The 22,705-nt window shown below is 34.7% G+C and carries 20 protein-coding genes; 9 read left to right on the forward strand and 11 right to left on the reverse strand.

What is annotated here, in order from left to right; genetic code table 11:
* Positions 1-53: 53 nt before the first annotated feature.
* The 6 genes from ctlX to CGC58_RS03845 form a co-directional block, all read right to left on the reverse strand.
* Positions 54-989 carry a citrulline utilization hydrolase CtlX gene (ctlX, locus tag CGC58_RS03820; protein ID WP_095895189.1) on the reverse strand — a complete coding sequence of 312 codons (936 nt, stop codon included), beginning with the start codon at positions 987-989 and terminating at the stop codon, positions 54-56.
* Between the two features lie 263 nt (positions 990-1,252).
* Positions 1,253-2,167 (reverse strand): dimethylarginine dimethylaminohydrolase family protein, encoded by a 915-nt coding sequence (locus CGC58_RS03825; RefSeq protein WP_095895190.1) that lies wholly within the window; start codon positions 2,165-2,167, stop codon positions 1,253-1,255.
* A 77-nt stretch (positions 2,168-2,244) separates the two neighbouring features.
* Positions 2,245-3,687, reverse strand: a complete 1,443-nt coding sequence (locus CGC58_RS03830) for a WG repeat-containing protein (protein WP_232748861.1) — start codon at positions 3,685-3,687, stop codon at positions 2,245-2,247.
* A 316-nt stretch (positions 3,688-4,003) separates the two neighbouring features.
* The gene (locus CGC58_RS03835; protein WP_095895192.1) at positions 4,004-5,287 is read right to left on the reverse strand and encodes a citrate synthase; all 1,284 of its coding nucleotides are present in this window, start codon (positions 5,285-5,287) and stop codon (positions 4,004-4,006) included.
* A 123-nt stretch (positions 5,288-5,410) separates the two neighbouring features.
* Positions 5,411-6,445, reverse strand: a complete 1,035-nt coding sequence (locus tag CGC58_RS03840) for a Gfo/Idh/MocA family protein (protein WP_095895193.1) — start codon at positions 6,443-6,445, stop codon at positions 5,411-5,413.
* Positions 6,446-6,448: 3 nt separating this feature from the next.
* Positions 6,449-7,243 carry a DUF2797 domain-containing protein gene (locus CGC58_RS03845; protein WP_095897101.1) on the reverse strand — a complete coding sequence of 265 codons (795 nt, stop codon included), beginning with the start codon at positions 7,241-7,243 and terminating at the stop codon, positions 6,449-6,451.
* Between the two features lie 88 nt (positions 7,244-7,331).
* Between CGC58_RS03845 and CGC58_RS03850 the strand changes: the two genes are divergently transcribed.
* The 3 genes from CGC58_RS03850 (at position 7,332) to CGC58_RS03860 (ending at position 11,031) form a co-directional block, all read left to right on the forward strand.
* Positions 7,332-8,852 carry a GH3 auxin-responsive promoter family protein gene (locus CGC58_RS03850; protein ID WP_095895194.1) on the forward strand — a complete coding sequence of 507 codons (1,521 nt, stop codon included), beginning with the start codon at positions 7,332-7,334 and terminating at the stop codon, positions 8,850-8,852.
* Positions 8,853-8,857: 5 nt separating this feature from the next.
* Positions 8,858-9,790 (forward strand): ribosome small subunit-dependent GTPase A, encoded by a 933-nt coding sequence (rsgA, locus tag CGC58_RS03855; protein WP_095895195.1) that lies wholly within the window; start codon positions 8,858-8,860, stop codon positions 9,788-9,790.
* Positions 9,791-9,957: 167 nt separating this feature from the next.
* Positions 9,958-11,031, forward strand: a complete 1,074-nt coding sequence (locus tag CGC58_RS03860; RefSeq protein ID WP_157909185.1) for a hypothetical protein — start codon at positions 9,958-9,960, stop codon at positions 11,029-11,031.
* An 87-nt stretch (positions 11,032-11,118) separates the two neighbouring features.
* Here the strand turns inward: CGC58_RS03860 and CGC58_RS03865 are convergent, their stop codons facing one another.
* Positions 11,119-12,054, reverse strand: a complete 936-nt coding sequence (locus CGC58_RS03865; RefSeq protein ID WP_095895197.1) for a peptidylprolyl isomerase — start codon at positions 12,052-12,054, stop codon at positions 11,119-11,121.
* A gap of 145 nt (positions 12,055-12,199) precedes the next feature.
* Between CGC58_RS03865 and CGC58_RS03870 the strand changes: the two genes are divergently transcribed.
* On the forward strand, positions 12,200-12,841 hold the full coding sequence (locus CGC58_RS03870) for an O-methyltransferase (RefSeq protein ID WP_095897102.1): 642 nt from the start codon (positions 12,200-12,202) through the stop codon (positions 12,839-12,841).
* Between the two features lie 94 nt (positions 12,842-12,935).
* A complete protein-coding gene (locus CGC58_RS03875; RefSeq protein ID WP_095895198.1) occupies positions 12,936-15,158 on the forward strand; it encodes an NADP-dependent isocitrate dehydrogenase in 2,223 nt (740 codons plus the stop codon).
* 106 nt (positions 15,159-15,264) lie between these two features.
* Here CGC58_RS03875 and CGC58_RS03880 read toward each other — a convergent pair whose 3' ends face one another.
* The 3 genes from CGC58_RS03880 to CGC58_RS03890 all read right to left on the reverse strand — a co-directional run bounded on the left by CGC58_RS03880 (position 15,265) and on the right by CGC58_RS03890 (position 18,572).
* Positions 15,265-15,573, reverse strand: a complete 309-nt coding sequence (locus CGC58_RS03880) for a hypothetical protein (RefSeq protein ID WP_157909186.1) — start codon at positions 15,571-15,573, stop codon at positions 15,265-15,267.
* Between the two features lie 171 nt (positions 15,574-15,744).
* A complete protein-coding gene (locus CGC58_RS03885; RefSeq protein WP_157909187.1) occupies positions 15,745-15,945 on the reverse strand; it encodes a hypothetical protein in 201 nt (66 codons plus the stop codon).
* Between the two features lie 452 nt (positions 15,946-16,397).
* Positions 16,398-18,572 carry an endonuclease MutS2 gene (locus tag CGC58_RS03890; protein ID WP_449384845.1) on the reverse strand — a complete coding sequence of 725 codons (2,175 nt, stop codon included), beginning with the start codon at positions 18,570-18,572 and terminating at the stop codon, positions 16,398-16,400.
* Between the two features lie 83 nt (positions 18,573-18,655).
* On the opposite strand from CGC58_RS03890, the gene CGC58_RS03895 reads away from it, so the two are divergent.
* The gene (locus CGC58_RS03895; protein ID WP_095895201.1) at positions 18,656-19,321 is read left to right on the forward strand and encodes a uracil-DNA glycosylase; all 666 of its coding nucleotides are present in this window, start codon (positions 18,656-18,658) and stop codon (positions 19,319-19,321) included.
* A 49-nt stretch (positions 19,322-19,370) separates the two neighbouring features.
* Here CGC58_RS03895 and CGC58_RS03900 read toward each other — a convergent pair whose 3' ends face one another.
* Positions 19,371-19,940: a hypothetical protein gene (locus CGC58_RS03900; protein ID WP_095895202.1), complete on the reverse strand. Its 570-nt coding sequence runs from the start codon at positions 19,938-19,940 to the stop codon at positions 19,371-19,373.
* Between the two features lie 281 nt (positions 19,941-20,221).
* On the opposite strand from CGC58_RS03900, the gene CGC58_RS03905 reads away from it, so the two are divergent.
* Genes CGC58_RS03905 through CGC58_RS03915 form a run of 3 tightly spaced genes read left to right on the forward strand, consistent with a single transcriptional unit; the run spans position 20,222 to position 22,649 of the window.
* Complete coding sequence (locus CGC58_RS03905; protein ID WP_095895203.1) at positions 20,222-21,559, forward strand: dihydroorotase; 1,338 nt, start codon at positions 20,222-20,224, stop codon at positions 21,557-21,559.
* 5 nt (positions 21,560-21,564) lie between these two features.
* Positions 21,565-21,981, forward strand: coding sequence for a DUF4296 domain-containing protein (locus tag CGC58_RS03910; RefSeq protein WP_095895204.1), 417 nt, complete (start codon positions 21,565-21,567; stop codon positions 21,979-21,981).
* 8 nt (positions 21,982-21,989) lie between these two features.
* Complete coding sequence (locus CGC58_RS03915) at positions 21,990-22,649, forward strand: DUF4271 domain-containing protein (protein ID WP_095895205.1); 660 nt, start codon at positions 21,990-21,992, stop codon at positions 22,647-22,649.
* Positions 22,650-22,705: the final 56 nt, after the last annotated feature.

The raw sequence follows: 22,705 nt of genomic DNA on the forward strand, positions 1-22,705 counted from the left end.
TTATGCATTTTTTTGTGTAAGATTAAAACCCTACAAAATTAATATTTTTTTGTTCAGTTTTCTTTCGGTAAGAAAATTTCTGCCATCATACAGCGTGCACTTCCGCCACCGCAAGTCTCAATAGTTTCTAAATCAGAATGTAATATTTTGCAATGCTTCTCTATTTTTTTTATCTGCTCCGGATTTAAACTTCGATACGCCGCACCACTCATCACGAGGTACGCACCATCTTTTCCTTGAACCTGTAACATATTGCCCGCAAATTGTTGCATTTGAGCTTCGGTAATGGTAATAATTTCCTTACCATCTTCTTTTAAATGCGTGGTTACGCTTTTTTGTTCCTTTTTATCTTCAATAGTATCCAAACAAATGATAGCAAATGTTTCGGCAACGGACATCATCACGTTGGTATGATAAATAAGTTTCGAAGTTCCGTCCACTTTTTGATATGCCTTGAAAATTACAGGCGTGTACTCAAAATCTTCGCAGAACTCAATAAACAATTCTTCATCAGCACGAGGCGATAAAGCACAGTACGCTTTTCGGTTTACACGGTCTAATATCATTGAGCCCGTTCCCTCTAAGAAAACATCGTCGTTCTCGGCTTCGGTGTAATCGTATACATTTTCAATGACGTACCCCTTCTCTTCGAGTAAATCCAACACGTCTTCTCTGCGTTCCCTTCTACGATTTTCGGCAAACATCGGGTATAATGCCAAGTTCCCTGTTTGATGAAAACTAATCCAGTTATTCGGAAATATCGAGTCCGGCGTATCTTGTTCCTTGATATCATCAATTACGATGACATTCACACCAATATTTCGCAACTTCTGAGCAAAATCATCGAACTCCTGTTGTGCTTTTTTATTGATTTCTTCATTTTTCAAGTCAATCTGTTCTTGAAAATAGTTGTTCACTGCTGTTTCTTCGTTCATCCGAAACGCAACAGGACGAACCATTAATATAGAATCAGTTATTTGTTTATTCATTTGATATTTCTTTTATTTTTTTATGATAGATTTTTATTTTTTCTTATGATGACTTCTTTATTTTATAAAAAATAATACTTTTTTTTGGGACATCCCCCCTACCCCCCTTAAAAGGGGGAATTTAAGGCTTTGACTTCGCTCAGCCTGACAAGTAGTTCGCTTATTTTGACAAGAGGTTCGTTCTCGTTGAAAAACACATCGCTTATTCTAACAGAAAAATTTTATTCTTCTTTCTCTACTACTCTCCTTATTTTATGAACTTCCTACTCTCTGATGAGCGGTAAGGTAGAGCATCGGAGCAATCCCTCTTGTTTTGAGATTTCATAGTATGGAATTTCCTCCACTACGAAGCCATTATCTCGCAACCAGTTATTCAGACGCGTGAATTTCTGCTCGGAAACCACTACATCGGGAGCAATCGAGAAAATATTGCTATACATATGATACATTTCGTCTCTTGTAATGTGAAATAAGTTCTCTTTTCCGAAAAGTTCCAGCAAATATACATAATCTGCCTCTTCACGGAAACCACTTTTGTAGATAATTCCTTTATTTCTGCCCACAGGTTGGAAACAACAGTCCAAATGTAACGCATTATCCCTCGCTTCCAAGTTAGATTTCACCAAATCAAACTCTTTTACGATTTTATTCGGAAATAAATCCTTGATAAATTGCACGCCTTGCATATTAGTTCGGGCAGTGATGTAATTTTTGTAGTCGCTTCCTTTGTAAGTTCCGATGAAAATGTGGTCATTCCAAGGCATTACGTCCCCACCTTCGATGTGTACTTCATCAGGAGGAATAACTACTTTCGATTTTTCGATTTGGTTTACAATGTATTCAATAGCTTGATATTCATTTTCTCTATCAGGCAATATATTTGCTTTGATGAAGATGTCATCTATCACAAAACCGATATCGCGCGTAAAGATTTGGTTGCAATTTTCGATGATTTCCGGTCGATATACCGTAACTCCGTACTTTTCCAGCACAGTTTTGAAGGCTTCCATTTCAGCGACCATATCTTTTTCGATAGGATACGTCCCAGCCTTGATATGCTCTAACGATTTTGGGTCATACGCCTCTTCGGCTGTCGGAGTTGCTCCATTACTTTGAGCAGTACCGAGGATAACCGCCTTTAATCGGTTCGTTTCGTTTTTAACATTGACTTTTAACATAATAGATATGATTTTTCTTTGTTATATACCAACTTTATATTGTAATATTCTTAATTTATTTATGATAATTAGGTATGTTAAGGACAGTCTGCTACACATTCATTTCGCATATTAATCTCAAATCGCTTTCCATCGCGTTCTACAGTTAATGTTCCTTTTTTATCATTAAAAAAATCATTTACCCAATCGTATTGTATGGGGATAATTTCTTCTCCTTTTGTATTTATATAGCCTTGTTTGCCATTTATACCTACCTTTGCTATACCTCCAAGAAAGTTTCCCGATATATTATCATACACTAACGGAATGGCTTCTTTCCCTTTCTTATTTATAAATCCTTTTTTACCATTTTGAACAACTGCTATCAATCCATCAGATGTTAGATTTTTTATATCATCATATTTATAAGGAACTATCATTCTTTTTCGCTTAAAAATTCCCCACTTTCCATCTTTTTTTACCGCTGTAAGTCTCTTATTTAGCTTTTTTGTATTTTCTTCTTTGATAATACTTAATTCTTTTCCTGTACTATCAATCAGATATGTTATGCCTCCTTTCGTAACTTTTGCAGTTCCATCACTAAAAGGATAAGCTCCATCATAAATCATCGGGATTACTAACTTGCCTTGCTTATTTACATATCCGTATTTATTATTTATTTTAACGTATGCTAAATCTTCACTAAAAGTATCTACATATTCATAAATTGTTGGTACAACCACCTTTCCGGAAATGTCAATTGCTCCCTCTTCATCTCCATTTCTTATCACAGCCATTCCATTATTAAACGAATATGCAAAATTGAATTTCAAAGGAATAACTTCACGTCCCTTTTTATCAATAAAACCTGTTTTACCTTTTGAAGTTACCCGTGCAAATCCTTCAGAAAAGTTACTAATTACATTATATTTTAAAGGAACTATCATATTCCCTAAATTATCCATAACACCTACCTTCTGATTTCCGACCCAAACCATATCTTCAGAAAAATCACCCACCCTATTATAAATAATCGGTATAATTTCTTTTCCTGTTTTGTCGATAAATCCCATATTACTCCCTATAGATACTTTAGCTCTCCCATTTTCAAAGGGTTTTGCCGAAGTATATTGAGGTGCAATCACCTCTTTTCCTTTTCTATTGATATAACCATACTTATTATCACGCTTAACCAAAGCTAATCCTTCGGTAAAATCTTCAACACTGTCATAAATAAGAGCAGTTTTCATTTTTCCTCTTCTGGTTACCAATCCCCATTTATCATTCTTTCGCACCCAAGCCAATCTTCTTTTAAAAGTTTTCACTTCATCAAACTCAAACGGAATAACTACTTTCATTCTTTTGTTAATGTATCCCCATTTTCCGTTAAGTTTGGCAGCTTTTCTTTTATTTACCGACTGATACGACACATAATCATATTTATAAATCTGACTATACACCACAAAAGGAGTAAAACATATTAAAAATACTATAATTCTGATATATTTTTGAGCTATCCCTACCATAGAAAAACACTTCATACCCCTATTTTCTTTATTACCGTACTTATTTTACGTTTTCGTATATTATTTTTTAATTTCCGTTATTTATTTTCTTTGGAACTATATTATTTTATCGTTTTACTTACTTATTTTATTTAGTTCCTATATTATTTTGTTTAGCTCTTTACTTATTTTTTGTTTTACTATATTTTTTTACTGATTTGCTTTATTTATTTTGCGAGATAGGAATTTATTTTTAGCTTATTGATTATATTTTTATTCTGATAGATTTATTTTTTGCCGTAAAAACAAAAAAGCCCCGAACGAAACGAGGCTTTTTAATAAGAAATTGTTATTATCTTTTATTGATATCGACAAATTTTCGTTCAGTTTGCCCAACATAAATCTGTCTTGGTCTTCCGATTGGTTCGTTTCCTTGGCGCATTTCTTTCCATTGTGCAATCCAACCCGGTAAACGCCCGATAGCAAACAAAACGGTGAACATTTCTACGTGCATTCCCAACGCACGATAAATAATTCCTGAGTAAAAATCGACATTCGGGTATAAATTTCTTGATTTGAAGTAGTCATCTTCCAAAGCTACCTTCTCTAAATGCTTAGCGATGTCAAATATTGGGTCATCAATGCCTAATGAATGTAAGACTTCGTCGGCAGCTTGCTTGATGATTTTAGCACGCGGGTCGAAATTCTTGTACACACGATGCCCGAAGCCCATAAGTCGGAACGGGTCATCTTTATCTTTCGCTTTTTTGATGTATTTTTCAACATCACCTCCATCGGCTTTGATGTCCTCTAACATTTCCACAACTGCTTGATTTGCACCTCCGTGAAGCGGCCCCCAAAGTGCCGAAACCCCCGATGCAATGGTTGCAAAAAGTCCCGCGTGCGACGAACCCACCAAACGAACCGTTGATGTAGAACAGTTTTGCTCGTGGTCGCCGTGCAAAATAAGTAGTTTGTTGAGTGCACTCACCACTTTCGGGTTCATTACGTATTTCTCAGTAGGAATTGAGAAAGTCATTTGCAAAATGTTCTCAATGTAACCTAATTCGTTGTTATAATAGTTTAGCGGAAGTCCTTCACGCTTACGATACACCCAAGAAGACAGCACCGGAATTTTTGCAATCACCTTACACACAGCCTCGTACACGTCTTTTTCGCAAGAAACATCCACCGATTTGGGGTTGAATGCCGTCAAAGCACTGGTAAGCGAAGATAAAATCCCCATTGGGTGAGCCGTTTTCGGGAATCCGTCCAAAATACCTTTCATCTCTTCGTGAACCAAAGTGTATTTATGAATGGTTTTGATGAATTTATCATATTCCGATTTAGTAGGTAACTCACCGAAAACCAATAAGTAAGCTACTTCCAGGAAATCCGCTTTTTCAGCTAACTCCTCAATATTATAACCTCTGTATCTTAAAATTCCTTTTTCTCCGTCCAAGTAAGTAATGGCACTTTTGCAAGACCCCGTATTCTTATAACCTGAATCCAAAGTGATTAACCCCGTCAAAGCACGGAGTTTATCAATATCTATTCCTCTCTCATTTTCAGTCCCCACAACGATAGGGAACTCGTATTCTTTTCCTTCAAATGTTAGTTTTACTGTTTCCGACATAGTGTTATAGTTTATTAGAAATGTTTTAAACGTCGCTAATATATAGGTTTTTTTTCAAAATTCAATTATTTTTATGAAGTTTTTTCAGAATAGAAAAATTCAATTATTTTAATTCACTGAAAATCAGAAATAAACTTTACTTCCAATTTTAAAACTCTCCAAAGATTTATCAATAATTCTCATCACATCTATCACTTGTTCAACTGGCACAGGATTTGGTTTTCCGCAGATAATTGATTCGTACAAATCGTTGTAAAAATTCATATAATTTCCATTTTGAGCCGTTGTTTCTTCTCGAAATTCAGCTGTATGCAAAATTCCGTTAGGATTAACTATTTTAGGAAGCCATTTTTCTTGTGTCGGTTCAACTCCTTCGGCAAGTTCATTTTCCTGAGCATCAAATCTTTGCTGTAAAAAACTTCCTTTATCTCCGTGCAGAATATACTCCCATTGTTTTTCCTTTGCCATCGTTGAAGACTTCAATCGCACACGAAGTTCATTTTCATAGAACAAAATCAGCTCAAAATAATCGTTAGTTTGCGTTTTCTCCCGAAAGAAGCCCAAATCAGCGAAAATCATCTTTGGCAACCCAAACAACTGTAAGGCTTGGTCGATTAAGTGAGCTCCTAAATCGTGCAAAGTTCCTGATCCTTCCGATGTTTCTTTATGCATTTTTCCGCTAATTTCCGTGCGAAAACGGTCAAAACGTATCTCAACTTCTTTCAAATCTCCCAGCACTCCGCTCGCCACAATTTCTTTGACTTTCAGAAAATCTCCATCACATCTTCTATTCTGATAAACACTTAAAAAACAATTATTTATCTTCGACAATTGATAAAGTTCTTCCGCTTGCGAAGCGTTCACTGTGAATGGCTTTTCTACCAAAACATTTTTACCGAGGCTTAACGCTTTTTTTGCATAATCAAAATGTGTTTGTACAGGCGTATTAACTACAATCAAATCAACTTCATAATCATTAAGTAACTCATCATAAGAACGATACAACTTAGATTCAGAATATTTTTCCCTTGAGTCACTCTTATGTCGCTCTACGATAGCAGTTAATTTAAAATGTTGATTATTAAATATGAAAGGAGCGTGAAATAATTTTCCGCTCATTCCAAAAGAAGCCAGCCCTACATTAATTACTTTTTTCATTTTTTAATCAGTAATAGTTAATCCCACAACCAAACCTTCATTTGAGCGAACATTAAAAACTGTATCATCCTCAAAAATAAGATATTGACCTTTAATTCCTGTTAAAATTCCCTCGTATGTAGGTGTTTTCAATAAATTTAGTGTTTTTACTTGTGTTGGATATTTTTTCACGGGAAAATGTATGTGTATTTCATCCATATTTCCCAAAACATACGGCTTGGCTTCTTCCGGAATAAAAGGAAATAATCCTGACTTAATTTCCTTTAAATCAACATTTTCAATAGAATTAGTAAGCATTTTTCTCCAATTGGTTTTATCCGAAATATGTTGTTTTAGAGCTACTTCCGTAATGCCAGCCAAGTACCGATTTGGTAACTCTGCAACAATCAAAGCCTCGTGAGCACCTTGGTCTATCCATCGTGTAGGAGTTTGCGATTTTCGAGTAACACCAACTTTCACATTGCTTGAATTTGCCAAATAAACATAATGAGGCTGCAATTGCATTTGTTTTTCATAATTCAAATCACGTTCTTCAATATCCAAATGTGCTTTGCTCAACTCCGGATGCATAATCCAATCAGCTGCTTGAGGAACTTCAAAAAAACATTTTTTACAAAATCCTTGACGAAAGATAGGTTCCTCACTACCGCAATTCAAACACTGAAAATGAGAAAAATGCAGTTTGATTTTCCTATTAATCAACTCATTAACAACCAAAAAATCATTCTGAAGTTGCAAATAGTAACGAACCGGATTCGCCATCTCAGTAAGCATTTTTTGTAATACACCTTGAAACATATTTAATTTTTTTTTAACTTTACCCGATTTTAATAAAATCTGACCTCTGTGGTACAAATGACAGATTTTTTTCAAAAGTAATAAAAAAATGCCATTAACACTATTCAATTCTATAACTTCGTGGTTTTTAAAACGGCGTATTGACCAAATTGAGCTATTTGTAAACAATCCGCATCAAACTCAAGAGCGCGTTCTGTCAGAATTATTAAATTCTGCAAAAGACACTGAAATTGGAAAAAAATACGGTTTTTCAGAAATCGAAAATTATGACCAATTTACAAGAAACACGCCTTTGGTAACTTACGAAGAATTCGAGCCTTTCATTGAGAGAGCAAGAAGAGGTGAGCGTAACATCTTCTGGAATACTCCTATCAAATGGTTTGCAAAAAGTAGCGGAACTACCAATGCAAAAAGCAAATTTATTCCCGTTAGTGAAGAGGCTTTACAGAATTGCCATTACAAATCAGGTAAAGATATGCTTTGCTTGTACCTAAACAACAACGAAAATTCTAACTTATTCAAAGGAAAGAGCTTACGACTTGGAGGAAGTAAAGAACTTTATGAGGAAAACGGAACATTTTTCGGTGATTTATCAGCAATTTTGATTGAAAATTTACCTTTCTGGGCAGAGTTCAGTTGCACCCCAAGTAACAAAGTTTCATTAATGAGCGAATGGGAGAGCAAACTCAACGCCATTGTGAGAGAAGCTCGAAGCGAAAACGTTACAAGTATGGCAGGCGTTCCTTCTTGGATGTTGGTTTTATTAAATCGTATTTTGGAAGAAACAAAAAAGGAAAATTTACTGGAAATATGGAAAAATTTAGAAGTTTATTTTCACGGAGGAGTAAGTTTTATTCCTTATAAAGAACAGTATAAAAAAATCATTCCTTCGGACAACTTCAGATATTACGAAATATACAATGCCTCAGAAGGTTTCTTTGGAATTCAAGACCGAAACAATTCGGACGAGTTGCTTTTAATGCTTGATTACGGGATTTTCTACGAATTTATTCCGATGGAAACTTTTGGCACAAATCAGCAGAAAGTCATTCCGTTGTCAGAGGTTGAACTCGGAAAGAATTATGCAATGGTAATTACCACAAATGCAGGACTTTGGCGTTACATAATTGGTGATACTATTCGCTTTACTTCTGTTTCTCCATATCGAATTAAAATCACAGGGCGAACAAAACATTTTATCAACGTTTTTGGCGAAGAACTCATCATCGAAAATACAGAAAAAGGATTAGAAAAAGCCTGCAAATCAACCAATAGCGAAGTAATTGATTACACAGTTGCCCCTATTTTTATGCAGGACAAGCTGAAAGGCGGACACGAATGGATTATTGAATTTAGCAAAAAACCAAGTGATATTGAAAAATTTACGGAAATTTTGGACGAAGAGCTGAAAAAATTAAACTCAGACTATGAGGCGAAACGCTATAACAATATGACCTTAAATATGCCAAAAATTCACATCGCTCGGGAAAATCTGTTTCACGATTGGTTAAAAAACAAAGACAAACTTGGGGGACAAAATAAAGTTCCAAGATTATCAAACAATCGTCAGTACATTGAGGAACTACTTCAACTTCAATCAATAAGCTAATTTATATGAACGGAGTTGTATATAAATCCACCGGAAGTTGGTACACCGTAAAATCATCTGACGGAACGTTCTATCAATGCCGAATAAAAGGAAAATTCCGCATTAAAGGGATTAAAAACACTAATCCTGTGGCTGTTGGCGACTTTGTGAGTTTCGAGCTTGAGGAATCAGGAAATGGCGTAATCCAAGAAATTCACGAACGAAAAAATTACATCATTCGCAAATCTGTAAATCTTTCAAAACAAACGCATATCATTGCTTCAAACATTGATGTTGCATTTTTAGTTATTACATTGAATAATCCGCCGACTTTCACCACTTTTATCGACCGCTTTTTGGTTACTGCGGAAGCATATCACATTCCCGTGGTACTTCTGTTCAATAAAATAGATTCCTACAATGAGGAAGAATTGATTGAAATCAAGTATTTGGCTTCGATATATCGCAAAATTGGCTATGAATGCTTAGGGATTTCAGCCATCAGTGGTAAAAATATTGACAAAGTAATTGATTTGATGAAAAATAAAACTTGTGTCATATCCGGACATTCCGGTGTTGGAAAAACAACTTTGATAAATGCCATAGCACCCAATTTAAACCTAAAAACCAAAGAAATTTCAGAGCAACATCAACAAGGACAGCACACTACAACCTTTGCAGAAATGTTCGACCTCGACTTCGGAGCAAGAATAATTGACACTCCGGGTATAAAAGGCTTTGGAATTGTGGAAATTGAAGACGAAGAATTAGGAGACTTTTTTCCGGAATTTTTCGCTTTAAAATCAGAATGTAAATTTAATAATTGTCTACACATTGATGAACCCGATTGTGCTGTGAAAGAAGCCTTAGAAAAAGATGAAATCGCTTGGTCACGTTACAAAAGTTATCTGCAAATTTTAAAAGGAGAAGACGAAAATTACCGAATTGGCGAAAAATAATCAAACACATAAGTAATTAATTTTCATTATATTAACAAATTAAAACTCTTAAAATTTTCTCTTTTAGGGATAATATGTTTTTATTCCCAAAAAAAAGTAATAAATTTGCCCGCAATAACTATCATACACGCACTATAATGAAACAGAAAAATTTAACAAAAAAACTGATGATTGCTTTATTAGGGGCAGTCTTGTTTGTGGGTTGTTCAAAAAACGAAAGCGAGAATGTGCAAGAGCAAGATGCTTCAAAAATAACTGCACGCAGTGCCGAACAACAATCTATTGAAACTACAATAGCGAATTTTTACGATTGTCTTAAAAAACTGAAATACAGCGGTTTTTCTGATTTTCTCTATGACAACTTCTTTTTAACTTCAGCAACAACGAATAACAAAACTTGGTATGAGTTTTTGGATGGTAAATTTAAAGAACAGTATGTAGGACAAAAAGAAGGCTTCGTTTATGAGAAACTCTTAGGTACATACACTTGGGATAGCTCTGCAAAAAAATGGGGTAAAACTACCAACAGTAACAATGTTACCCTTCATTTTCCTGCATTCAACACCACAGCTTCCAATAATGCTACATTGGTTCTTGAAAATTATACAAGCCTAAACATTGGCACAAACAGTTTACCAACAAAAGGTAAAGCTACAATAACAGTTGATAACAAGAAAATCATTGAAGTTGATATTCAAGGGATTTCTTATGGTTTAATTCCAACACTCATTGAAAATGCAGAGGTTGTCATTTACGGAAACCCTTTCACAACAACTATTAGTTTGAAAAAGAATGGTTCTGTATATAACTTCACTTCAAATACAAGTGCACCTGACGGATGTACAACAACTGTTAATGGTGTTATCAATTTGACCAATAACTCTACTATTTCAACAGATAAAGTGGATTTTAAAGCGTTGGCTTTTGACAACTTTAAAGATTTAGAATTTAAAGTAAATTTTGAAAATTTGGAGATTAAAGTAAATGCTGATATCGCGGGACTTAAAGCTTTAAACAAAGATGTTTACTCTGTTGAGGATATGAACAATTTTGTAAAAGTAGATGTATTAAGCTCTGGTAAAAAAGTTGCTGACTTGAAATACAATGAAGATAGCAACGGAAAATATGACCCAGATGTAGTTTTCCTTGATGGAACAACAAACAAAGCTGAATCATATTTCTCTTACTTCTCTAAAAAAGTAAAACACGTTTTCAGAGTAGTATTCGGTTTAGAAAAATAATAATAATGTTTTCTCAAATAGAAAAGCTGACTTCTTTTGGAGGTCAGCTTTTTTATTTTACGATTATTTTTATTGAATATGAATTTGTTAGTCAATGACTTTAACTAATTCAACATCAAAAATAAGAGGAGCATTAGGCGGAATTATTCCTCCGGCACCTCGGCTTCCGTAAGCTAAATCGGCTGGAATTACAAAACGAGCTTTATCTCCTTCACGAAGCAACAAAATCCCTTCATCCCAACCTTCAATTACTTGCCCTACGCCTACAGTAAAGTTTAGTGGTTGGTTTCGGCGATAAGAAGAATCAAAAACCGTTTTATCAAGTAGCATTCCCGTATAGTGAACTGCGACCTCATCACCTGCCTGAGCTTGTTTTCCATTTCCTTTGCTGGTTATCTTATAAAATAACCCACTTTCTGTTTTTTCAAATCCCTCAGTTTCAGAAGCTAATGCTTGCTCTGCTTTTTTGCGAGACTCGGCTACGCGTTTTTCTTTTTCGGCATTAAAATTTTCAAAAGCTTGTACTGCGTCCCATTTTTCAGCCTCCTCACCTACTCTGAAGATGCTAATTTCTTCAATTTTATCTCCTTGAGCGATGCTATCTACTACGTTTTGCCCTTCAACTACTTCCCCGAAAACGGTATGTTTCCCATCTAACCAAGGTGTTGGAACGTGCGTGATAAAGAATTGACTTCCGTTAGTACCAGGACCTGCATTAGCCATAGATAAAATACCTGGTTTATTGTGCTTCAAATCTGAAACAAACTCATCATCAAACTGATAACCAGGATTTCCCGTTCCTGTTCCTAACGGGCAACCTCCTTGAATCATAAAATCAGAAATTACTCGATGAAATTTCAATCCATTGTAATAAGGCTCTCCAAGAGGTTTGCTACTATTTTTTTGCTTTCCTTCCGCCAATGCAACAAAATTTCCTACCGTTCCGGGAGTTTTATCGTGCGTTAGCTTAACCAAAATTTCTCCTTTGGTTGTCTTAAATTTTGCATAAATTCCGTTTTGCATTTCTTTTATTTTTAAAATATCTCTGCAAAAATAACGAAGATTTAAAGAAAGAACAAATAAATTCTTTTTTCAGAGAATCAACAGCTAAAAAATGTTTCATATCTTTGCCAGAAAAATAATTTTATTTCAAAAAAAATTACAAAAGATGCATTTTTTGCCTGAAAAAATAGAAAATTACGCAACACAACATTCTGAAAACGAACCTGAATTACTGCAAGAACTATCACGCCGTACACATTTAAACGTTCTGCAACCAAGAATGTTAAGTGGTCATTTTCAAGGGCGTGTACTAAGTTTACTATCAAAAATTGTTCAGCCGAAAACTATTCTGGAAATCGGAACATATACCGGATACGCCACACTTTGCTTGGCAGAAGGCTTGCGAAAAGACGGGATTTTGCATACAATTGACATAAAAGAAGAATTACAAGACTTACAAAGAGAATTTTTCGACCGAAGTGGAAAAGGAAATCAAATTATTCAGCATTTAGGACAGGCAATCGACATTATCCCTAAATTGGAAACGACCTTTGATTTGGTTTTCATCGATGCTGACAAACAAAATTATGCTAATTATTTTGATTTGGTTATCAATAAAATGAATTCGGGAGGAATAATTCTTTCGGACAATGTGCTTTGGAGCGGAAAAGTAGTAGAAGAAGTCAAACCAAACGACAAACAAACCAAAGCCTTGTTGGCTTACAATCAAAAATTGAAAGAAGATTCACGTGTGGAAACTGTGCTTCTGCCTATCCGCGACGGATTAACCGTGTCGCGAGTGATTTAAACGAAGTTTATTTTCGATTTTTGTTTCGAAAGATTACTTTATTCAAATTATTTTCCATACTTTTGTTTCTTACGAAATAAAAAATAACATAAATATGTCCAAAAAAGCAACTATTATTTATACGAAAACGGATGAAGCTCCTTTTTTGGCAACGCACTCTTTGTTGCCTATCATTCAGCGATTTACAAAATCATCTGGAATTGATTTTCAATTGAAAGACATTTCATTAGCCGGTCGTATTTTGGCAAATTTTCCTGATTTTCTGAAAAAAGAACAACAGGTGGAAGATGCCTTAACCGAGTTGGGAAAATTGGCAACTCAACCCGAAGCCAATATCATCAAACTTCCTAATATTAGTGCTTCTGTTCCTCAATTAGTAGCAGCCATAAAAGAATTACAATCAAAAGGTTACGACCTCCCTGATTACCCCGAAGAACCTAAAACGGAAGCCGAAAAACTCATCAAGGCTCGTTACGACAAGGTCAAAGGAAGTGCCGTAAATCCTGTACTTCGTGAAGGAAATTCAGACCGAAGAGCTCCGAAAGCTGTAAAAAATTACGCTAAAAAACATCCTCACAGTATGGGAGCTTGGTCAAAAGATTCGCAAACGCAAGTCGCCACAATGTCGGAAGGTGATTTCTATCATAGTGAAAAATCCGTTACGATGGAAAAACCTGATAATGTTAAAATTGAACTAACAACAACTTCGGGCGAAAAAATTATTCTGAAAGAAAAAACGGTTCTGCAAGAAGGTGAAATCATCGATGCGGCAGTAATGAGTAAAAAAGCCTTACTTGAATTTCTAAAACAACAAGTGCAATTAGCTAAGGATAAGGGAGTTTTGTTTTCTCTTCATATGAAAGCCACAATGATGAAGGTTTCCGACCCTATCATTTTTGGGCACGCTGTACGCACTTTCTTTGCTGATGTTTTTGAAAAACACGCCGATACATTCAAAAAAATAGGAATTGATGCCAACAACGGATTCGGAGATGTCATTGCAAAAATCGCAAATTTGGAAGCTTCCGAAAAAGAAAAAATAGAAAAAGATATTGAAACAGCTTTGGAAAATGCCCCTGCTCTGGCAATGGTAAATTCTGACAAAGGAATCACTAACTTACACGTTCCTAGTGATGTAATAATCGATGCCTCAATGCCTGCAATGATTCGTAACTCAGGAAAAATGTGGAATGCAAAAGGAGAAACGCAAGATACTTTGGCTGTAATTCCGGATAGCAGCTATGCCGGTGTTTATAAGGAAGTTATCAAATTCTGTAAAGAAAACGGAGCTTTTGACCCTACCACAATGGGAACAGTTCCGAATGTTGGTTTGATGGCTCAAAAAGCGGAAGAGTATGGCTCGCACGACAAAACTTTTGAGATTCCTCAAAATGGTGTTGTAAATGTTATTGGCGAGGACGGAACTGTATATCTATCACAAAATGTGGAAGTTGGCGATATTTGGCGTATGTGTCAAGTAAAAGATGCTCCTGTTCAAGATTGGGTTAAATTGGCTGTTTCAAGAGCCAAAGCCACAAAAACGCCCGCTATTTTTTGGTTAGATGAAAAACGTGCTCACGATGCCGAACTTATCAAAAAAGTAACAAAATATTTGGCTAATCACGATACAAACGGATTGGAAATCAAGATACTTTCACCAGAGGAAGCAACGCTTTTCACTCTAAAACGTTTGGTAAAAGGAGAAGACACTATTTCGGTTACAGGAAATGTTTTGCGTGATTATCTAACGGATTTATTCCCTATTTTGGAACTCGGAACAAGTGCCAAAATGCTTTCTATCGTGCCACTTATGAACGGAGGCGGATTATTTGAAACAGGTGCTGGAGGTTCCGCTCCAAAACACGTAGAACAATTTTTGGGAGAAAATTATTTGCGTTGGGATTCGCTGGGGGAATTTCTGGCATTAGAAGTTTCGTTGGAACATTTGGCAAACACATTTAACAACCCGAAAGCTCTGATTTTAGCAAATACGTTGGGTGAAGCAACTGAAAAAGTTTTGGAAAATGACAAGTCTCCACAACGAAAATTGGGTCAGTTGGACAATCGCGGAAGTCATTTTTACTTAGCACTTTATTGGGCAGAAGCCTTAGCTTCACAAACGAAAGATACCGATTTGGCTAAAGAATTCGCACTAGTAGCTAAGCAACTGAAAGACAATGAAGAGCGTATCGTTTCAGAACTTGCCCAAGTTCAAGGAAAAAACATTACCATAAATGGTTATTACTTCCCTGATGAAGAAAAAACATACGCGGTGATGCAACCAAGTAATACTTTTAATAAAATTCTTTTTTCATAAAATTAAAAAACGCTCCTCCCGGAGCGTTTTTCTCAACTCAAAAAAAGGACTTTCTTCAAGTAGAAAGTCCTTTTCTCACAATGCATATAAATACTACTACTAACTCCTAATTATCTTTTTTCAACAAATTTCCATCTTTGTCGAAATAAGTAACAAAATCTTCTGAATTGCTATCTGCAGCCTCAATTTTGTACTCTTCTTTTGCATTTACATACGCTTTTTTGATAGTTGCTCCATCGTAAGTTTTCTCGAAAGCTTCAACTACAGCTACTGGCAGTTTATCCTTTTCAATTTCTGTAAACTCCTCTTCTTGAACAGACACTACAGCTGCTCTTTCTGTGTTTACATCACTCTTCTGTGCGAAGGCCGTCATACTCCCTAACGCCAATACGCTTAAAAACAAAGTTTTTTTCATAAGTTTTAATTTTTAATTTAAGTAATTGTTTTTTTCTGCTTAGTAAAGATTTTAATTGTAATTTAGTTTTTTCTAATTTTTTGTTTTAACAATCAATTGACTGTAATGAGTAATTTTTTTCTAATTTTTTGTTTTTTGTACTAATCTTATTTATACCAATCTTATGCTTATTTACTTGCTTATTCTTAAAAGTTTTTTAAACTTTTCGTAAGTATTACCTATTATTGCAAACATATTTCTTTGTTTGACAACTTTTTCAGAAGTTTTACTTTCTTCCTGAAAAATCATTTCCATTATACCATCATAAATCACTATTGGATTCATATTTGATAGTTTACTTAATCCTGATGATGTTATGTTTTGTGTTGTCATAATACTTGAATTTTTGCTTGCATTATCTATATTGAAAAAAGCATACCAAATCGGCATTAACTTCAAAATAATTTCACAAAATACTGAATATCAGAATAAAAAGAAGAAACAAATTTTTAAAAATACCTTTTACACACTGAAGAAATATGTGTAATTTACACAAAAAGCATATAATTTTTACACACATAAGGTGTGTATTTTTGAGGTTTACAAAAAAAGAAAGGCTATCTCCCCGACAGCCTATTCTCTAATAATTTAATTAAAATCTAATATAGCATGAAAAAAACTTAGTTCTGGAACTCCCGTCCCATTTATAAACTAACGAGTGCTAAAGTACTGCGATAGAAGAATATATGCAACAACTTTAACCTTTCATTAACTAAAATCAGATTACAAAATTATTTAAATAGCTAATAATCAACAAATTAAATAAATTGGATAAAAATACTTTTTTAACTTTTTTTCTCCACCAACTCCAATTCGGAAAGAGCAACAGAAGTAGTAAACATACCATAATTTACCAACGCTTTATCTTTTTCAATTTTGTCGATGCTTCCCACGCTTCTGCTATCTTTAATTCGCACACGGTCACCAACTTTCAAAGCTCGTTGCATTTTTTCTTTAGCAACCTTTTCTTGTTTTATTTTTTCCTTTTTCTCGGCTTTTTTCTGTATGCGAATAGCTTCCATTTCCTTTTGGACTTCCTCTTCGATTTTCTTTTTCTGTTCCTTTTGTTTATGTTTTTCTAACTTTGAAATTTGTTTTCGTTTTGCGTTTTCACCTTCTATAATCCGCAGAATATCAGAAACTAATGCACGTTTTTTACCATCATAAAAATACCGTTCGGCAACTTCATCAATTTTATTACCCAAATAAATCATTCGCTGATTTTGGTCGTATAATTCTTGATAATTCACCAATTTGGATTTTACTTTTTCATTCAATTCTTCCAAACGTTTGGCTTCTTCTCGTGCTTTTATTTCCTCATCTTTCAGATTTTCAGTAGTTTTTTCCATTTTGCTGCGTTCTTTTTGCAGCTTAGCGATGGTAGCATCAAAACGTACTTTTCCTTTTTCAATTTTTTTCTTCGCCCGATTTATCAATCCAAACGGAATTCCATTTTTTTGTGCCACCTCAAAAGTAAATGAGCTACCCGCCTCACCCACAATAAGTTTATAAATCGGCTCTAACGTTTTGTCATTGAATAACATATTCGCATTGGTAGCGTGTGGAAGTTCATTGGCAAGTATTTTTAAGTTCGCATAATGCGTTGTAATTACGCCAAATGCTTTCCGATGGTAAAATTCTTCGAGAAACACTTCTGCTAAGGCTCCGCCCAATTCGGGGTCACTTCCTGTTCCGAATTCATCAATCAAAAACAAAGTTTCAGCATTGCATTTTTTCAAAAAATAGTTCATATTTTTCAACCGATAACTATATGTACTCAAATGATTTTCAATGGATTGATTATCTCCAATATCGGTTAATATTCTGCTGAACAAACACATTTTCGAACGATGGTGTACAGGAACAAGCATCGCACTTTGTAGCATCAACTGTAATAACCCTATGGTTTTCAACGTAATACTTTTTCCGCCTGCATTAGGTCCTGAAATGACAATAATCCGGGATTGGTCGGAAAGCTGAATATTTTGCGGATAAGTAGGATTTCCTTTTTTTTGATTATTCAAATAAAGCAACGGATGGTAGGCTTCTTTCAAATCCAAAACTCGCTCATCGGTAATTTCAGGAAGTAACGCATTCATATTCAACGCATATTTTGCTTTTCCGTAAATAATATCGATTGCTGTAATATAACTTTGATAATCTCTGAAAAGCGACACAAATTCGCTCAAAAATGCGGTAAGTTGCTTTAAAATTCGCTGAATTTCTTCCTTTTCGTCATAAAGCAAATTGGTAAGTTCGCGAGAGTACATCTCGGTTTGTTTAGGCTCGATATACACGATACTTCCTGTTTTTGAGCTTCCTAACACCGTTCCGTGTACCTTTCGGCGATGCATAGCTTTAACAGCAAGCACACGGCGATTTTCTACCACTGTTTCGCGAATATCATCCAAGTAATCCGAAGCATTGTATTCTGCCAACGCTCTGTTAAAACTCTCATTGATTTTTCCTTTTAACTGACTGATTTCCTTACGAATATTAGCCAAAGTAGGTGATGCCTCATTTTTGATTTCTCCAAACTTATCAATGATTTTTTCAATAGCCTCTACAATTTCAGTGGTGTACACAATGCTTTCCAAAGTTTGATGCAATACTGGGTATAATTCTTTAAACTTACGGAAGAAAAGAATGTGTGTATTTACCGTTTGCGACAAAGTGTAAAGCCTTCGGATACCTGCAATTTCGAGCGTAGTATTCTCAATTTGAAGGAGTTTTATCTCTGCCGTTACTTTTTCGCAACTGTGAGCCGGAATTACGTTATTATTCTGAAAAGAAGACAAATATTCATTGGTTTGCTGCAAAGCGAAAAGTAGCGTTTCTTTATCCTCAAAAGGCTTGATTCGCAAAGCATATTTTTTCCCCAATTCGGTTTGGCATATTTCAGAAACTTGGTGCAATACCGTGCCAAATTCTAAATCTTCAAGTGTTTTTGAATGAATCATTTATGATAATGTAAATTTGAAAATTTTATATTTCAAAAATTAATTTTTACTTTTGAACTTTAATTTGCAAAAATATTAAAAAAATGGAAGTAAACATTCATCCCTCTTGGAAAGCTCATTTATCAACGGAATTTGAAAAAGATTATTTTCAAAAATTAGTCACCTTCGTAAAAAATGAATATGCTCAAGGGGTTTGCTACCCAAAGGGAAGTCAAATATTTTCAGCCTTTGAACACTGTCCTTTTGAAAATGTAAAAGTGGTAATAATAGGGCAAGACCCATATCACGGTGTAAACCAAGCAAATGGACTTTGTTTTTCCGTACAAGACGGCATTGAACATCCGCCTTCACTCATTAATATTTTCAAGGAAATTGAACAAGATTTGGGCATTCCTTATCCGATAAGCGGAAATTTAGAACGATGGGCTTCACAAGGTGTTTTACTTTTGAATGCTACACTGACAGTTCGTGCAAATCAAGCAGGAAGCCATCAAAATCAGGGTTGGGAAACGTTTACCGATTCGGTTATTCGTGCTGTTTCAGAAGAAAGCAATCAGGTTGTATTTTTGCTTTGGGGCGGATATGCCAAGAAAAAATCTGCTTTGATTGATGCTTCCAAACATTGTATTTTAACCTCCGGGCATCCATCACCTTTGAGTGCCAATCGAGGATATTGGTTTGGAAATAAACACTTTAGTAAAACTAATGATTTTTTAAATTCCGTAGGAAAATCCCCAATTCAATGGTAAAATAAAAGGTCGCCTATTTTAAGCGACCTTTTTGTTTTTCTAACAATTATTATTCAGAATATTTATTAACTCTTCCTTGAGCTTTTATCAACTTAAGATGTAAGTTATTGATATCCTGTTCCTTTTTAAGAATTTTACCTTTAAACTTAGCCTCATCGTTTGGAGAAAGATTTCCCTTAGCCAGCTTCACATTGTATTTATTTTGCTCACGAGCCAATTCATTCTCTTTCTTTTTGATTTGAGTTTCTATTTTTAAAACTTCTTGCTTAGCCTTAGCCAAGTTTTTTTTGTTTTTTTCAGCAGTTTTTCTGGCTTTCTCCTCAGCCTTTCTTGCTTTTTCCTCTGCTTTTTTAGCTTTTTGTTCGGCTTTTTCGGCTTGTTTTTTAGCCTTTTCGTCTGCTTTTCTTGCTTTTTCCTCAGCTTTCAAAGCCTTTTCTTTTTCTTTTTGAGCTTTTTGCTCGGCTTTTAATCTTTCTTTTTCAGCTTTTAGCTCAGCTTCAGTTTTAGTAGCAGGCAACACTGTGGTTAGTGTATCCTTAGGGATTGTTGTATCTTCCTGAGCAAAAGATATTTGCACTAAAAACAACGCGATAATAAATGTGTAAAGTTTCATTTTCATCTATTTATATTTAAATTATCTGGCACAAATATAACAAATAAAACATATCAAATAATAATATCACAAAATTTTAAGAATTTCATTATCAGCAAATAAACATAAACGACAACTTTATTCCAAACAAGATATTCATTTTCAATTATTTACATAAAATGATTTATAAATTCAACATTTTCAAATTTGTATTTATTTAACAATTCTGTTTTTTAGTCTTTTTTAAAAACTTGCGTTCAAAGGAATAATTTATTATCTTTGGCGTAACTTATTCACTTCTCAGGTTTATGAAAACACTTATCAAAAACGCACATATAGTTAATGAAAATCAGATTTTTAAAAGCGATTTATTAATTAACGGAAATCGCATAGAGAAAATCGCTTCTGAAATTTCTGCCGAAAATAATTACAAAATTATTGATGCCAACGGAAAATATTTACTTCCCGGCGTAATTGACGACCAAGTGCATTTCCGCGAACCCGGACTCACGCATAAAGCTAACATCGCTACAGAAAGTGCTGCGGCTGTGGCTGGTGGCGTTACAACGTTCTTTGAACAACCTAACACCGTTCCGCAAACTACAACCATTGAACTATTGGAAGAGAAATTTGCAATAGCTTCCAAAACATCGTTTGCGAATTATTCATTTTTCCTTGGCGGAACGAATGATAATTTAGAGCAACTCAAACGATTAGACCGCAATGCTTGCGTGGGGATAAAACTTTTCTTGGGTTCTTCAACAGGAAATATGTTGGTAGATGATGAAAAAATTATCGAAAATATTTTTTCAAATATTGATTTGGTCATCGCCGCTCATTGTGAAGACGAGCAAACCATTCGCAAAAATACGGAATTGTACACTCAGCGTTATGGCGAACGCATTCCGATGGAAAAACATCCACTCATCCGAAGCCACGAAGCTTGTTTTCTATCCTCATCAAAAGCCATTCGTTTAGCAGAAAAGACAGGTGCGAGGTTACACGTTTTTCATCTTTCCACAGCTCAGGAAACAGAACTCTTCAGAAGTGATATCCCTCTGAAAGACAAAAAAATAACCGCCGAAGTGTGCGTACATCATTTGTGGTTTTCCGATGAAGATTACACGCAAAAAGGAAGCCTCATCAAATGGAATCCTGCCGTAAAAACTGCAAACGACCGCTCTTCATTATGGAAAGCCTTGTTAGATGACAGATTGGACGTGATTGCTACCGACCACGCCCCGCACACACTTGAAGAAAAACATAATGACATTTATTCAAAAATTCCTTCAGGAGGTCCTTTAGTACAGCACTCTCTCGTGGCAATGCTTGAAAATGTACGAAATGGGAAAATTTCCATCGAAAAAATTGTAGAAAAAATGTGCCACAATCCTGCCATTTTGTTTGAAGTAAAAGACCGCGGATTCATTCGAGAAGGCTATTACGCCGATTTGGTTTTGGTTGACTTGAACAATCCTTGGCAAGTAAGTAAAGAAAACATTTTGTACAAATGCGGTTGGTCACCTTTTGAAGGGAATACATTTCATTCAAAAATAATTGCTACCTTTGTCGGCGGAAATTTAGTTTATGAAAACGGAAAAGTCAATCCAATTCCGCAAGGAATACGGATTACTTTCAATCGCTAACCTTTATGAAATTAAAGTATTTTTACATCATACTTGCACTTTTATTAACATCGTGCGGAGAAAATATAATCTCCAAGCCAGAAAAATTGCTTTCTGAAAAGGAAATGGAGGGATTAATGTACGATTTAGCCGTATTTGATGCCATAAAAAGTGTAGATTATCAACTAATGGACACCATTAACTTCAACATTGATGAAGTTATTTACAAAAAACACGGAATAGACAGTCTTTCTTTTGTAGAAAATATGATTTACTACGCTTCTTTCCCTAAAAAATATGATAGCATCATAAAACGTGTAGATGCACGACTGCAAAAAGAACGCGACAAATTTTCAGAAAAATCGCATCAAACAGAGAAAATCCCTTCCGATGATGAAATTCCGGTTATTGACTCATTGGAAAACATCGAACCTATAAATTAGATAACACATTGGAATCCAAACTACTGCAAGAAGCATTCTTATCTTGGGTATTCCCACTTTTTCTTTTCATTTTCGTGATAATTGCTCTTCTGAAAGCCGCTTATCCGCATCATTTTTCAGAATATTTGAAACTTCCTTTTAATAATAAATATATCATCATTTACGAAAAGAAAGAACGGAAAGTACAGCTTTTCACAGTGATTTCATTTTTTTTGCAATGGTTTTCACTGAGTTTGTTTTTCTACATTTGGGGGCAATTTTTCAACATAAATCTTTCCCCAAGTATGGGATTCCTTTTTTTGGATATAGCTTTTGCCATTTTGTGTTTTTTGTCAGCTAAGTTATTGTTTCAAAAATGGATAAGCTATTTATTTGAATTAAAAGGATTTAGCAAAATTTATATTTTTAGCCGAATTGCCTATTCCAGTTATGCTTCAGTTTTGATAATCACATTGTTATTTTTTCTGATGTACTCAACTTCATTACATAAAATTTACTTTTACACACTTCTGACAACACTACTAATTATCAACATTTTAAGCTGGATTAACATAATTAAAATGAATCAAAAATCAATAAAACCCTACATTGTTTATTTTATTTTGTATCTTTGCACCTTTGAAATAGCACCTTACGTATTTTTAATCTATAAAAGTGATTTTTTATAGAAATTAATTTGCTTTATTCATATCTTTTATAGGATATAATTAAGCTTAGACGAACA

This window comes from Capnocytophaga stomatis (genome assembly GCF_002302635.1).
GTDB lineage: Bacteria > Bacteroidota > Bacteroidia > Flavobacteriales > Flavobacteriaceae > Capnocytophaga > Capnocytophaga stomatis.